Source organism: Rhodoligotrophos appendicifer (assembly GCF_007474605.1).
Lineage (GTDB): Bacteria > Pseudomonadota > Alphaproteobacteria > Rhizobiales > Im1 > Rhodoligotrophos > Rhodoligotrophos appendicifer.
The window spans coordinates 380,956-395,251 of record NZ_VHKL01000002.1; the positions used below are offsets into that span (position 1 = coordinate 380,956).

Annotated in this window: 11 protein-coding genes; 5 read left to right on the top strand and 6 right to left on the bottom strand. The window is 63.5% G+C overall.

Features of this window, described 5'->3' with window-relative positions; genetic code table 11:
- Window positions 1-17: 17 nt before the first annotated feature.
- The gene (locus tag FKM97_RS05875; RefSeq protein WP_144291453.1) at window positions 18-701 is read right to left on the bottom strand and encodes a GntR family transcriptional regulator; all 684 of its coding nucleotides are present in this window, start codon (window positions 699-701) and stop codon (window positions 18-20) included.
- A gap of 217 nt (window positions 702-918) precedes the next feature.
- On the opposite strand from FKM97_RS05875, the gene FKM97_RS05880 reads away from it, so the two are divergent.
- From FKM97_RS05880 to FKM97_RS05900, 5 genes are all read left to right on the top strand, one after another.
- Window positions 919-2,034, top strand: coding sequence for an ABC transporter substrate-binding protein (locus FKM97_RS05880; protein WP_144291454.1), 1,116 nt, complete (start codon window positions 919-921; stop codon window positions 2,032-2,034).
- Window positions 2,035-2,095: 61 nt separating this feature from the next.
- Complete coding sequence (locus FKM97_RS05885) at window positions 2,096-3,718, top strand: amidohydrolase (protein WP_144291455.1); 1,623 nt, start codon at window positions 2,096-2,098, stop codon at window positions 3,716-3,718.
- The gene (locus tag FKM97_RS05890) at window positions 3,715-4,566 is read left to right on the top strand and encodes an ABC transporter permease (protein ID WP_144291456.1); all 852 of its coding nucleotides are present in this window, start codon (window positions 3,715-3,717) and stop codon (window positions 4,564-4,566) included. The genes FKM97_RS05885 and FKM97_RS05890 overlap by 4 nt, the downstream gene beginning before the upstream one ends.
- Window positions 4,566-5,360 (top strand): ABC transporter permease, encoded by a 795-nt coding sequence (locus tag FKM97_RS05895; protein ID WP_170240776.1) that lies wholly within the window; start codon window positions 4,566-4,568, stop codon window positions 5,358-5,360. The genes FKM97_RS05890 and FKM97_RS05895 overlap by 1 nt, the downstream gene beginning before the upstream one ends.
- Before the next feature lie 11 nt (window positions 5,361-5,371).
- Window positions 5,372-6,469, top strand: a complete 1,098-nt coding sequence (locus tag FKM97_RS05900; protein WP_144291458.1) for an ABC transporter ATP-binding protein — start codon at window positions 5,372-5,374, stop codon at window positions 6,467-6,469.
- A gap of 42 nt (window positions 6,470-6,511) precedes the next feature.
- Here FKM97_RS05900 and FKM97_RS05905 read toward each other — a convergent pair whose 3' ends face one another.
- The 5 genes from FKM97_RS05905 to FKM97_RS05925 all read right to left on the bottom strand — a co-directional run bounded on the left by FKM97_RS05905 (window position 6,512) and on the right by FKM97_RS05925 (window position 14,283).
- Window positions 6,512-8,026 carry an ABC transporter permease gene (locus FKM97_RS05905; RefSeq protein ID WP_205014760.1) on the bottom strand — a complete coding sequence of 505 codons (1,515 nt, stop codon included), beginning with the start codon at window positions 8,024-8,026 and terminating at the stop codon, window positions 6,512-6,514.
- Window positions 8,023-9,108 carry a quaternary amine ABC transporter ATP-binding protein gene (locus FKM97_RS05910; RefSeq protein WP_144291655.1) on the bottom strand — a complete coding sequence of 362 codons (1,086 nt, stop codon included), beginning with the start codon at window positions 9,106-9,108 and terminating at the stop codon, window positions 8,023-8,025. The genes FKM97_RS05905 and FKM97_RS05910 overlap by 4 nt, the downstream gene beginning before the upstream one ends.
- A gap of 66 nt (window positions 9,109-9,174) precedes the next feature.
- The gene (locus tag FKM97_RS05915; RefSeq protein WP_144291459.1) at window positions 9,175-10,140 is read right to left on the bottom strand and encodes an ABC transporter substrate-binding protein; all 966 of its coding nucleotides are present in this window, start codon (window positions 10,138-10,140) and stop codon (window positions 9,175-9,177) included.
- A 154-nt stretch (window positions 10,141-10,294) separates the two neighbouring features.
- Window positions 10,295-11,824, bottom strand: coding sequence for a trimethylamine methyltransferase family protein (locus FKM97_RS05920; protein ID WP_144291460.1), 1,530 nt, complete (start codon window positions 11,822-11,824; stop codon window positions 10,295-10,297).
- Complete coding sequence (locus tag FKM97_RS05925; RefSeq protein ID WP_205014762.1) at window positions 11,821-14,283, bottom strand: GcvT family protein; 2,463 nt, start codon at window positions 14,281-14,283, stop codon at window positions 11,821-11,823. Before FKM97_RS05925 ends, FKM97_RS05920 begins: the two co-directional genes overlap by 4 nt.
- Window positions 14,284-14,296 lie beyond the last annotated feature (13 nt).

A 14,296-nucleotide genomic window follows, 5' to 3' on the forward strand; every position in this document is an offset into this window, starting at 1 on the left:
TCCCGGCTTACTGTGTGTCAGGCGCTGACGAGTTCTTCAGTGATCACGGCCTTGGTGAACTCCTCCATTTCGGCCAGAAAGCGCCGCGCCGCAGCCGTCGCCCCGGCCTCATTCCCCTCTGCAATGGCTTCCATGGCCGCAGCATGGGCAAGGGCGATCGAGACATTGGTGGTCTCGAGATGGGTGAAATAGAAGCGTCTTGAATGGGCATAGATCGGCGCCAGCGCCACCGCCAGATAGCGGTTGTTGGCCGCCGCTATGGCGAGCTCCTTGAAGCGCCGGTCGACATTCATCAGCCAGATCTTGTCGCCCTTCTCGCTGGATGCCCGCATATCCCTCGCCATCTGGCGAAACTCGGTCCGCTGGTCATGGCTGGCGCGACGTGCGGCACGTCCGGCGACAAGGATCTCGAGCTCGCGGCGGACCTCGAAGACCAGGAGCTGGCTGCGGAAATCCAGTCGCGTCACAAAGACCCCGGCGCGGGGGTGGATCTCCACCAGATGGTTCGCCCGCAGCATCTGCAACGCCTCACGGATCGGCGTACGGCCCAGTCCGAGGGCCTGGGCGAGCATCTGCTCCGACAGGCGGGTGTCCGGCGACAGCTTGCCGAGAATGATCATCTCCTCCAGGCGCGCATAGGCCTCATTCGCCATCGACGGCGCTTTCGCCGGGGTTCCCAGGCTGCTTTTCACTGTGGACATCACTGCTCCGTGAGCTGCCCGAACTGCGGCAACGGTTTATAACTAACATGTCAATTTTTGAACGGCTACACTTCAGTCAAAGAGAGAGACGGCGGAGAACCGGCATTGACAATGACATGCTTATCAGACCAAAATTCTTCTGACATGTCAGTTTAGCCGGAGATTTGGCTTTGGCTGGCGATCGCCCCTGAGGGAGGGGCAAGAGGGAGATCTGCACATGAAGGACGCCCAGAATTATTTTCACGATGCTTGGACGCTGGCCGCAGAGCGGGTCAAAACCGGTGGCGTCGACCGCCGGACGTTCCTGCAGCTGAGCGCGCTTCTCGGAAGTGCGGCACTCGTGGGCAGATCGGATGACGCCCTGGCTCAGGCCAAGGAACTCGTCTTCGCCATGTGGGGTGGCGATGCCGAGCAGGCCTATCAGACGGCCTGGGGCGAGCCCTTCAAGGCAAAGACCGGGATCGACGTCGTGATGGACGGAAGCGGGCCGACCTCCGGCCGGGTCCGCGCCATGGTCGAAGCCGGCAACGTCACCTGGGACATCATCGATGGCGGCGTCGGGACGCAAGCCGCTCTGGGGGCGGCAAAGGCTGCCCAGGAGATCGACTATACCATCGTCGATCCCAAGAAGACCCTGCCCGGCACCGACTATCGCTGGGGCGCGACTGTGTTCGTCTATGGCAATGTCCTCACATTCGACACACAAGCCTTTGGCGGCAAGACCCCGAAGAGCTGGGTCGATTTCTGGGATGTGGAGCAGTTTCCGGGCAAGCGCGTCATGTACAAGTACATGGCAGGCACCCTGGAGGCCGCGCTCATGGCCGATGGCGTGCCGATGGACCAGCTCTACCCGCTGGATGTGGACCGCGCCCTGAAGAAGCTCGAAGTGCTCAAGCCGCATCTCATCCTCTGGGACACCGGAGCCAGCAGCCAGCAGGTGTTCCGCGACGGCGAGGTCGTTATGGGACAGATCTGGCACACGCGCGCCAATCTGATCAAGAAAGAGTCCGGCGGCCGCTTCGACTTCACGTTCAATCAGGGCCTGTTGCAGCCGGGTGTCATGTCGGTGCCCGTCAACAATCCCGCCGGGACGAAGGTGGCGATGGATTTCCTGGCCTCGATGCAGGATCCGAAATCGCAGGTGAAGCTGCTCGAATTGCTGGGCAACGGCCCCGCCAATCCCGCGGCGGAAGGCACCTATCCGCCCGAGTTGGCCGCGATCAACCCCGGCGCACCGGAGAATCGCAAGCTCATGGTTCTGCAAAATGCGGAATGGTACGGCGCCAATATCGTCCCCGTGACCAAGCGCTTTCTGGATCTGATGTCGTCCTGATCCAAAGCCCATGACCGGAAGGCCTGCCTGCAGGCCGGCCTTCCCAATTGCCGGAGCCCCCATGCAGACAGCCGATCTGATCATCCGTAACGCCAAGGTTGCCACCCTGTGCGATGCGACGCCGTTCGTCGATGCGGTCGCCGTTCGCGACGGCCGCATCGTGGCAGCAGGCAGCCCGGCGGAGATCGATGCCTTGCAAGGCCCGGCGACGGAGATCATCGACGCCGGCGGTCGCACCGTGCTGCCTGGCTTCATCGAAAGCCATTGCCACGCCGACATCTATGGCGCGCGCATTCACCGGTGGGCGGATTTCAGCTGGCCGCGCGTCACGTCGAAGGATGAAGTCCTCGGCATCATCGCCGAGGCCACGGCAACGTTGGAAGACGGCGCCTGGTTTGTCGGCTTCCGCTACGACGACATGAAGCTCGGCGGCTTTCCGACCATGGAGGAGCTGGATCACGCGGGCCGCGGTCATCCGGTCTTCATCTATCGCACCGATCACCATAATGGCGTCGTCAATCGCGCAGCCTTCGAGCGCTCGGGGCTGTCGAAACTGACCGAGGACCCGCCTTTCGGGAGGATCGACCGAGACCCCGCCACGGGGAAGCCAACCGGCCTCGTCCGGGAGAATGCGGCTTACGTGGTCGTGGATGAGCTGAGCAAGGATTATACGACCGAAGATTTTCGCAAGGGCCTGAGACAGGTCTTTGCCGAGTTCCTTCAATACGGCATCACCTCCCTGCACAATTCCCTGACCCATTCCAACGGCATCCGCGCCTTTCAGGACATGCGCGCGGCCGGCGAACTGCCGTTGCGTGTCGGGATCATGGTGAGCGGCAAGGAGCCGGGGCTGGTGGAGTCCTATATCCGTGCCGGCATCCGCTCGGGCTTCGGCGACGAGTGGATCCGCGTGATCGGCGTCGAATGGTGCCCCGACTGTTCCACCACCGGCCGTACCGCCGCCTATTACGAGCCCTATACAGGCACCCGCGTCCTCGGGGAGCCGGAGCACAATACCGGCATGCTGCTCTATTCCAGCGAGGATTTCCGCCGGAAAGTGATGGAGGCAACCGCAGCCGGCCTCGTCGTCTTCGCCGACGGGATCGGCGACCGGGGCATCGATTTCGTGCTGGACGCGTTCGAGGCGGCGCTTGCTGCCCATCCCAATGCCGACAGCCGCATGCGGGTCGAACACAGCTGCTATGCCACGCCCGCGATCCGGGAGCGCATGAAGCGGCTGAACGTCATCCCGTCCTCGGCCACGGGCTTTCTCTATGATCTGGGGGATGGCTATATCCGGGTGCGGGGGGAGGCCGCCATGAAGGACATGTGGCCCCACAAATCCTGGAAAGAAATGGGAGTCATCGCGCCGGGCCATTCCGATGCCCCGATATGCCATCCCAATCCGCTGCGGGGAATCTATTCGCTCGTGACGCGAAAGACCGACACGGCGCAGTCCCTGGGACCGGAGGAGGCGTTGGAGCTCTGGGACGCCCTGAAGGCCTATACGATCCACGGCGCCTATGCCGGGCGCGAGGAGGACATCAAGGGCACGATCGAGGTGGGGAAGCTCGCCGACTTCGTGATCCTTGAGGAAGACATCTTCACTGTTGATCCGGAACGGATCCCGCATATCAAAGTCGCGCGCACGATCGTCGGTGGTAAGACGGCCTATCAGGCATGATGAGCGGGCTCGACCAGCGCGCACGCATGGCGCTGGCCATGATCGCTCCTGCCGTGCTGCTGGTGCTGCTGCTCTACATCTTCCCGCTCATTCGCGTCCTGGGCCTCAGCGTCACGGAAGCACCGGGAGGGATTTCGAACTACGCCCAGCTCTTCACCTCGCCTGCCATCGGACGCGTCATCGCGACGACGCTGCGGATCTGCGCGATCACGACGATCGTCACGTTGGTCCTGTCCTATCTGATGGCCTGCGCACTGACCCTGGCGAGCGACCGTCTGCGCCCGGTGATGTTCGCCTGCATTCTCTTGCCGTTGTGGCTTTCGGTCCTGATCCGCGCCTTCGCCTGGGTCACCGTGCTGCGCAGCAACGGGGTCCTGAACGGTGCTCTGCTCTCCTCCGGCCTCATCGAGTCGCCGCTCACGCTGGTGCGGAACGAATTGGGGGTGACCATCGGCATGATCCATTACATGCTGCCCTTCGGCATCCTGCCGCTCTATGCGAGCATGCGCACCATCGATCCCCGGGTGATGAATGCCGCCCGGAGCCTCGGCGCCAGCGGGCTGACGATCTTCCGTCGCGTGTTCTTTCCCCTGACCGTCCCGGGTCTGTTTTCTTCGTTCATCCTCATTTTCGTGTTCTCGCTCGGCTTCTACGTGACCCCGGCGATCCTGGGTGGCGGTCGCGTCATGATGGTCGCCGAATATATCAGCGTTCAGGTGCATGAGACGCTGGAATGGGGCATCGCCACGATGCTCGCCTCCGTGCTGCTGGTGTCCGTGTTCGCGGTCATCTTTGCGGTCGGCCGTTTTGCCGATTGGGAAAGCATCGTCGGCAAGGGAGACGATTGATGGATGTGGCGGGACCCCCGCGGCTCAGCCGGACGATCGTTCTCGCGCTCGGCTGGCTCGGCTTGATCTTCCTGCTGGCGCCCCTGGCCGTCGTCTTTCCCGTTTCGCTCACCCCTGAGCGTTATCTTTCAATGCCGTCGGGCAGCATCTCGTTTCAGCATTACGCCAAACTCCTGTCCGACATCCGCTGGTCGCAAAGCATCCTGACCAGTCTTTGGATCGCTATTCTCACGACCATTGCCGCCACCACCCTCGGCACATTCTGCGCCATCGGCCTCTGGCGGCTCAATGCACGCTTTACGCAGTATATCCGCATTCTGCTGTTTGCGCCGTTGATCGTGCCGCCGATCGTGCACGCACTGGCCTTTTACCGCACCTGGATCGATCTCAAATGGCTGGACACCATCGCCGGTGTGGTCGTCGCGCATACCATCCTGTGCATTCCGCTGGTGCTGATCACCGTGGCGACATCTCTGAGCGGCTTTGATCGGCGGATCGAGCAGGCGGCGCGTAGCCTCGGGGCCTCGAACCTCACCGTGCTGAGACGGATCATCGTCCCGAACATCGCGCCAGGGGTCGCCGCCGGCGCTGCGTTCTCCTTCGTGACGTCGTGGGACGAGGTGATTTCCGTCATCTTCCTGACGAGCCGCAACGTCGTGACGCTGCCGGTGGTCATCTGGAACAGTCTGTCGGAGCGGGTCGACCCCGCAGTGGCAGCCGTCTCGGCCGTCATGGTGCTCGTGACCGTCGCCATCGTCATCGTGCGGTTCGCCGGCCGCGGCAGCAAGGCCTGAGGACAAGCAACGTGCACATTCCCGGTTCCGATTATCTCGTCGTCGACGACCTGCATAAGCATTATGGGCGCGTCAAAGCCATCGACGGGATGAGCCTGCGCATTCCGCGCGGTGAATTCCTCACCCTGCTGGGCCCGTCCGGGTCCGGCAAGACGACCTTGCTGATGGCGATCGCCGGCTTCGTCAAACCCAATTCGGGCACGATCCGGCTGCAGGGCGAGGACATCACCGCGCTGCCGCCGGAGAAGCGGGATCTCGGCGTCGTCTTCCAAGGCTATGCCCTGTTCCCGCACATGACCGTGACGGAGAACGTCGCCTTCCCCCTGGAGGTGCGCAAACTGCCCAAGCCCGAGATTGCCCGCCTGGTGGCTGCGAGCCTTGAGACGGTGCAGCTCACCGGCCTGGCCGACCGCAAGCCCGCGCAGCTCTCCGGCGGCCAGCAGCAACGGGTCGCCCTGGCCCGCGCCCTGGTCTTCGCACCACCGCTCATCCTGCTCGATGAGCCGCTGAGCGCGCTGGACCGGCAATTGCGCAGTCAGCTTCAGGGCGAACTCAAGCAGCTGCATCGGAAACTCGGCGTGAGCGTCGTCAACGTGACCCATGATCAGGACGAAGCCTTGTCCATGTCGACGCTGATCGCCGTCATCAACCATGGCCGGATCATCCAACTCGGCACGCCGCACGAGGTCTATGAACTTCCGAAGACCGAGTTCGTGGCCCATTTCATGGGGCGCAGCAATCTCATCGAGGCGGAGGTCGTCGGCCGGGACGCGGCACGGAATGCAGTGCTGAAAGCGGGCGGCCACAGTTTCGTGAGTGCCCATGGAGCCGCGGCCGTGGTCGGAAGCCGCGTCCCGGTCAGCTTGCGGCCTGAACGCATGCGCCTGTCCGGGGATAGCGATGGCGGTGACGGCGCCATTCCCGCCACGCTCACGGACGTCACCTATCACGGCAATACCACCCAGCTCCTGGTGGAGACGGCGCTCGGTGTTCTGCGCGTGGAGGCGCAGGCGGGGGATTCCGGCTTTGCCTTGGAGCCAGGGGCCAAAGTCAGTTTAAGCTGGCCGGAGGGCTCGCCGGTCGTCGTCGAGCGCGACACGACGGCTTGACCCCCTCTCCAAGGCGCTGGCGGCGCCGGCAGGGGGGCGAGGTCAGCGCGATCGGCCCTGGACGATGCGGTCGATGATCATGGCACAGAGCAGGATCGCCAGGCCCGCCAGCAGGCCTTGGCCCACAGCCGCATATTGCAGGGCGTTCAGTACATCCTCGCCCAGTCCCTTGGCACCGATCAAGGATGCAATCACCACCATCGAAAGACACATCAGAATGGTCTGGTTGACGCCCGTCATGATGGAGGGAAGGGCGAGAGGCAGATCAACGCGGGTCAGCAGAAACCAGCGGGTCGCGCCAAAGGCCTCGGCGGCCTCCCTGATGGAAGCCGGAACACCTTGGATGCCAAGCGCGGTGAGGCGAACCATCGGGGGCGTGCCGAAGATCAGCGTCGCGATGATGCCGGGCGGCTTGCCGATCCCGAAGAGGGCAATGACGGGAATGAGATACACGAAGGCCGGCATGGTCTGCATGAAGTCCAGCACCGGTCTGAGTGCGGCATAGATCGCCGGACGGCGACCGCACCAGATGCCCAGCGGAATCCCGATGGCGATACATAGAATTGCCGCCGTCCCCAGAAGAGCAACGGTCTCGAGGCTCTTTTCCCAATAGCCGAGCACGGCCAGATAGGCCAAAGCGGCCGAGGTAAAAATGGCCACTCGGGGCCCGGCGAGCTGCCAGGCCAGGATGATGATGATGGCCATCGGCACAGGCCAGGGCGAGGTGATGAGGACGTATTCGATCCCGTTCAGGAGCGCCGCGATGAAGGCACTGATCCCGGAGAAGAGGCGATCTCCGCCTGCCGAAATTCTGTCGAGAACAGTGTTCAGCCAGCCCGCAGCACCCATCTGCCACGCGCGGTTGGCCGGAGCCGAGAGCAACCAGTCCGGCGGCGCCTGTGCTGCGAAACGGTAGGCGAGGAGGCCATAGGCTGCCAGGATGAAAGCGCCGGCCAGCGCACCTGTCCCATAATCCAGTCCGGTCCGCAGGCGGCGGTCGGATCGCCAGCGCCGGAAGCGCCGCTCCAGGCCATGATTGGCGAGGAAGCCCTCGATCAGCTTGGCGAGAATGATGACCCCGATGCCCAGGGTCACGTGGACCGATCCCTGTGCCGTCGCGGCTTCGGCCTGGCTGCGGGCGCGCGCGGCGGCCTCCTTCAGCGCGACGGCCGACCGCGCGAGACCCTCAGCATAGGATTGGCCGGTGCGGATCGCTTCCTTCGCTTCGGCATCCCGGCGCGCGGCCTGAAGCTCGAGCCGATCCGCCCGCGCCGCCTGATCGGCCCCGAGATTGCCGGCAAGCCCCATGGCGAGCTGGACGATGCCGATGGCCTCCAGGAAGAAGGCGAGCCAAAACAAGAGCCGCAAACCGCGAGCGGCCATCCATACGGGCCCGAGCAGGGCAGCGCTCACGTTGAAGGACCAGACACCTCCCCGGGCGTGGCCGATGCGATCGAACTGGCGGCGGTAATAGCCATGGTTCTGGACGGCAAAATCCTGCGTCAGCCGGTCGTTCTCTGGCACGTGCTGGTCGGCCTCGCTGGCTTGCCTCGTCACAGCCGGGTCTCGCCGCGGATCGCCCGCAACAGGCTGTGCCGATCGATGATGCCTACGGTCTCGCTCTCTGTCCCTGACACCAGGATGGGCTCGTCATTGCCGGTGGCGATGTCAATCAAGCTTGCGAGATCCGTCATCGCCGACACTGGTGGGTTGCCCGTCGAGCCATTCCAAGCGGGGTTGCGCCGGCGGTAGGCGTCAGGGGCCTCCATGATGCTTCTGGCAGACAGGATGTGGAGGCGGGAGATGTTGGCGACGAAGGCGGCGACATAGTCATCCTTCGGATCGGTGACGATGTCTTCCGGCGTGCCGACCTGAACGATCGCTCCATCCTTCATGATCGCGATGCGGTCGCCAATCCGGATCGCCTCGTCAAGATCATGGGTGATGAAGACGGTGGTCTTGCCCATGGTTCGAGACAGATTGATGAACTCGTCCTGGAGCTGCCGGCGGATCAGGGGGTCGAGGGCGCTGAAGGGCTCGTCCATCAGCAGGATCGAGGGGTCCGCCGCCAAGGCCCGGGCGAGGCCAACCCGCTGTTGCATGCCGCCGGACAGCGCCGAGCAATAGTGATCACCCCAGCCGGTCAGGTTGACCTGCGCCAGGGCGCGTTCGGCGATCGTGTAGCGATCATGCTTGGTGGCGGCCTGGATCTCCAGGGGCAGGGCCACATTGTCCCTCACGGTCCGATGCGGCAGCAGGCCGAAATTCTGGAACACCATCCCGATGCGCCGGGCGCGCATGCTGCGGAGCTCGGCAGGTTTCTTGCCCAGCATGTCCTCGCCGTCGACATAGATCTCGCCGGATGTCGGTTCCAGCAGACGATTGATGTGGCGGACGAGCGTGGACTTGCCGCTTCCCGACAGGCCCATGACGCAGAAGATCTCGCCACGGGCAATCGTCAGGTTCGCATCCGCAACGCCGACCACGCAGTCGTAGCGCTGCAGGACCTCTGACTTGGTGAGGCCATCGCGGTGGATGGCGCTCATCGCCTCGGATGCCTTGTCGCCGAAAAGCTTCCAGACCCCGCGCAACTCGATGGCCGGGGATGCAGGAACTTCGACGGCCTCCACCTGCTCCATCAGCACCTCGCGCTCTCGCGCCAATGAAGCTCAAGCCGGAGGCCGTGGCAAGTCATGCAGCCTGGCTCAGCGTCCCATCCATTTGCCGACGGCATCAGGATGGGCCTTTACCCATTCCGAGGCGACTTCCGCCGCCGGCTTCTTGTCGACGATGATCTCGTAGGCCCATTTGCTGATATCGTTGGCGTCGAACTGAATGCGTTCGAGAGCGGCGACCAGTTCCGGCTGACGGCTGGCCAGGGAAGCCGAATAAGCGATGTGGACGGATGTATCCGCATAGCCTGAAGAGACCTTCGATTTCTCGAACCAGTTCGGATCGTCGTTCGGCTGCACCACGACGAATTTGGCCGGATCATGTTTCGGCTCTTCCAACATCGTCAGCTCATAGAGAGCGAAATTCTGGTGCGGGCCGTAGCAGTAGCCGATCCACGGCTTGTCAGCCTTGACCGCCTTGTCAAGATTTGCGGTGGCCACCGCCTCTTCCGTGGCCTGGAGCTCGAAGAACTCAGCAAAGCCGTAGTCGCGCGCCTTGACCTTTTCGATATTCGTGGACTGCCATCCCGGTGCCCCGATCCAGATCTCACCCTTGCCGTCGCCATTGGTGTCGAACAGCTTGGCATTCTCAGGATTGGCGAGATCGTAGACGCTCTTGATGCCGTGCTTCTTGGCTGCTGCCGTGGGGATGCAATAGCCCTGTGCGGCCGCATAGCCATTCTTGGCGAGTTTGACCGTCTTGTTCGCTTCGACATATTTGTCCACGAGGCCCTGCTGGTTCGGGAGCCAGACGTCCGGCCAGATATCCACTTCGCCCTTGCCCCGGTCCATGGCTTCCCAGATCACCGGCACGGCTGTGGTGGTGACGGTATCCACTTCCAACCCCAGCTCTTGCTCGGCGATGGCCTTGATCACATTCATGGCCGCCGTCGCGGTGGCGTAGTTCGGATCCGGCATGGTCACGTCGGCTGCCGAGGCCTGACCGGCGGTGCCCAAAAGGAAGATGCCGAAAGCGGTGGCAAGAAGGCGATTTTTCACAACGATCCCCTGTCGGTTTTTTCTGGCGGAATTTGTTCCCTGCGCAGGTTAGCGCAAGCGCCGCTGGATCCATGCGTCAGCGCGAATGATTAGGAAAAACGATGATGCGCATTAGGGGCCTCTGCCCATGCCGGCGGAGCTGCGCGCATTGACCCTAAAAATAGGCCATGTCGGGCATGCTTTCCTTGCGCTTGGCGATGAAGGCGCACAGCTCCTCGTCGATGGCGGGATCGAGGCCTGGATCGGCATAATCCTGCAACAGCTGCTTCCACCGAAGGTTCGCCCTCTGGTCAGCCGTCAGCTGGCCGTCCGCCTTCCATTGCTCGTAGGAATTGTTGTCGCTGATGGCGGAGCGGTAAAAGGCACTCATGAAATTGGCCTGAGTGTGGGCGCTGCCGAGGAAGTGGGACCCCGGCCCGACGGCCTGTATCGCCTCGATCGCCTGGGCATTGTCAGAGAGATCAATGCCTTCGAAGAAGCTCATGACCTTGCCGCACAAATCGGCATCAATGATCGTCTTCTCATAGCCCGTCACCAGGCCGCCCTCGAGCCAGCCGGTCGCGTGATTGATGACATTGGCACCGGCGAGCATGGACATCAACAGGCCCCAGGTCGCCTCCTGTTGCGACTGGGCATCGGGCACCTTGGAGGCCGAGAGCGTCCCCACGGTGTGGAAGGGCACGCCAAGGCGCCGGGCGAGCTGGCCGCAGGCGAGCACCATCTTGCCCGCTTCCGGGGTGCCGAAGGTCGGGGCGCCACTCTGCATGGAAATCGTGCTGGCGAAGCTGCCCATGAGAGAGGGGGCGCCGGGGTTGATGAGCTGCACCAGGCACAGGGTCGCCAGCGCCTCGGCGAGGACCTGGGCGAGTGTTCCCGCCACCGTGCAGGGACTCATGGCGCCGGCGAGCATCCACGGGGTGCAGGCCACCGGCTGGTTGTTGCGGGCATAGACCTTGAGCGATCCCGACATGTTGGCATCGAGCACCAGCGGGGCGTTGGTGTTGCTCACGTTGTAGAGCACCGCGTTGGTGGCGACGGTCTCCGCACCAAAGACGATCTTCGCCATGTCCACGGCATCCTGGGCACGCACTTCGCCGATGAAGGCGCCCATGAAGCAGCGATCCGAATAGCGGATATGGGTGTAGAGCATGTCGAGATGGCGCTTATTCGCGGGCAGATCGACCGGCTCGCAAACGACACCACCGGAGTGATGGAGATAGGGGATCATCTGGTGCAGCTTCACCAGATCCCGGAAATCGTCGATGGTGCCGTAGCGGCGGCCGCGGTCCAGGTCGTGGACGAAGGGAGGTCCCCAGGACGGGCAGAGGACGGTATTGTCGCCGCCGATGACGACCGTGTTCGCAGGATTGCGCGCCAGCTGGTTGAAGCGCTGGGGCGCCGTCGCGCGGATGAGCTTGCGGCACATGCCCTCCTCGAAGCGCACCCGCGTGCCCTGGACGTCGGCGCCGGCGTCGTGGAAGATCTCCAAAAGCTCGGGATCGTCCACAAACTCCATGCCCGTCTCCTTGAGCAGGCGATCGGCATTGCGTTCAATGAGGCTCAAGCCCTCCTCATCGAGCACGTTGAAGGTGCCCAGACGGCGATTGACGTAAGGTTTGCGGATCACGTCGCTGTCGGCTCGCGCGTTCAGACGGCCGGCGCGGCCGCCGCCCTGGCGGCTCACAGGGCCACCACGGGCGCTGGCTCAAGCGAGCGACCGCGCAATCGAACATTTCCCGGATCATAGGGAACTTCCGACAGCTGGCGCACCGGGAAGGCGCGGCCCAGGATCTCGATCGAGAGATCCCCGCTTTCAGCCTCCGGTTTCAGATAGGCCAAAGCGAGCGTCTTGCTTGTGCGTGGAGCATAAGTGCCAGATGTCACGATCCCAACGGGGCGCCCGTCCTGGATCAGGCTGTGGGCATAGAAGGGGAGGACTTCCCCATCCGTTGCAACTTCGAAGAGCGCCATGTGCCAAGCCTTTCCACTTGCGGCGCGCGTCAGCATCGCCTCCTTGCCGATAAAGTCGCGATCCTTTGCCTGAACCAAGGCGTCGAGCCCGGCCTCCAGCGGCGTGCGTTCGGTGGTCAGGTCCATGCCCCAGGCCCGACAGGCTTTCTCCAGCCGCATGGCGTTGAGGGCGTAGGCACCGAACGGGCGCAGGTCGAAGGGCTTGCCCGCGACACTCAAGGCCGAGTGCACACGGTCCAGCTCGCCCAGGGGAGCATGAAGCTCCCAGCCGAGCTCGCCCGCATAGGAGACGCGCAGTGCCCTGATTTCGAGCCCAGCGATCTCCAAGGTCTGTGCGGAAAGCCATGGAAAGGAAGGATCACCGAGATCGGTCTCGGTGCAGCCTGACAAGACCTCGCGGGAATGCGGGCCCATCAGGCCGAGGATGCCGAGCTGTTCCGTGCGGTTGGTGATCTCGACATCAAATCCGGCCCTGGCCCTGTGTCTGAGAAGATCCTCATCATGGCGCTCGGCGGCGGCTGCACTCGTCAGATAGAAATGGTCGGTGGCCAACCGGGTCACCGTGAATTCCGAGGCCACACCGCCCTTGGGCGTCAGGGCGTGAGTGAGGCCGATGCGACCATCACGCCGCGGGGCCCGGTTCGCCCCCAGACTGTCGAGGAAGGGCAGGGCGTCGGGACCCGTGATCTCAAACTTCGAAAATGCAGACAGGTCGACCAGTCCGACCCCGTCGCGCACAGCCAGGCATTCGCCTTCCACGGCATCCAGCCAGGCCGGGCGCCGGAAGGTCAGGGCGATCTCGGCACTTTGATCCGCTGCAAAGAAGTTCGGCCGTTCCCAGCCATAGGCGCATCCGAACACGGCGCCGGCCTCGGATTGCGTTTCGACCAGCGGCGTGACCCGTCTCGGGCGCCCGGCGTCCCGCTCCTCGAAGGGGTAGTGAATGCCGAATTGCAGACCAAAACATTCGACTGCCTTGTCCAGCCTATAGGCGCGGTCGGCGTAGTTTCCGAAACGACGGGAATCGATAGCCAGAGCGTCCCGCGGCGGTTCGCCAGACATGATCCAGTCGGCAAGGAAACTGCCGGCCCCGCCGCCCTCCATGACCCCCATGCTGGAGCCGGTCAGGAGCCAGGCATTGGGAAGCGAGAAAGCAGGACCTATCAACGGGTTGGCGTCGGGTGTGAAGGTGATGGGACCGTTCACCACGGTCTTGATCCCGGCATGCGCCAGGGCCGGCACCCGGTCCATGGCAAGGGCCAGGATGTGCTCCACTCTTTCGAGATCCGGGGGCAGCAGCTCCATGCCAAAGGCCGGCGGCACGCCGTCGATCGCCCAGGGGCTTGCCGCCTTCTCATAGGGGCCAATGATGAAGCCATCGCGCTCCTGACGAAGATACCAACTCTCTTCAGGGTCGCGGATGATCGGCAGTTCCGCCTGGCCGCCCGACTGTCTGGCGGCAATCTCCGGCACCGTGTCGGTCACCACATATTGGTGCAGCATCGGAACGACGGGCAGGTCGAGGCCCATCATGGTGCCGATCTCCCGGCACCATGTTCCGGCCGCGTTCACCACATGCTCGGCCAGGATTTCACCCTTGTCGGTGCGGATCCGCCATTCGCCCCCGGCCGTGCGATCGATGGCCAGGACTTTCGTGTGGCGATAGATCTCAGCCCCCCGGGCGCGGGCTGCGGACGCCATGGCGTTCGTGGCGAGGGTCGGATCTACATGGCCATCGTCAGGCTCGTGGATCGCCCCAATGATCCCATCGGCGATGCAGAGGGGATAGATGGCCTTGAGTTCGGCAGGAGACAGAATGTTGAAGGTATAGCCCAGGAACTTGCCGAGCCCCTGCACATGTCTGAACTCATCCATCCGGTCCGGCGAGCGCGTGATCCGCAAGGCGCCGCTGGCATGAAAGCCGGTGGACAGGCCGGTCTCCGCGGGAAGGACATCACGGTACAGCCGCACCGATTCAGCCCGCATCTCCATGATGGTCGCGTTATGTGCGAAATGGGTGCAGAGGCCTGCCGCATGCCACGTGGATCCCGCCGTGAGCTCTTGTCTTTCAACCAGCACCACGTCGGTCCAGCCGCCCTTGCTCAGGTGATAGAGCAGGGACACGCCCATGGCGCCGCCGCCGATCACCACCACTCTCGCCTGTGTCTTCACGTGCACACTCCTC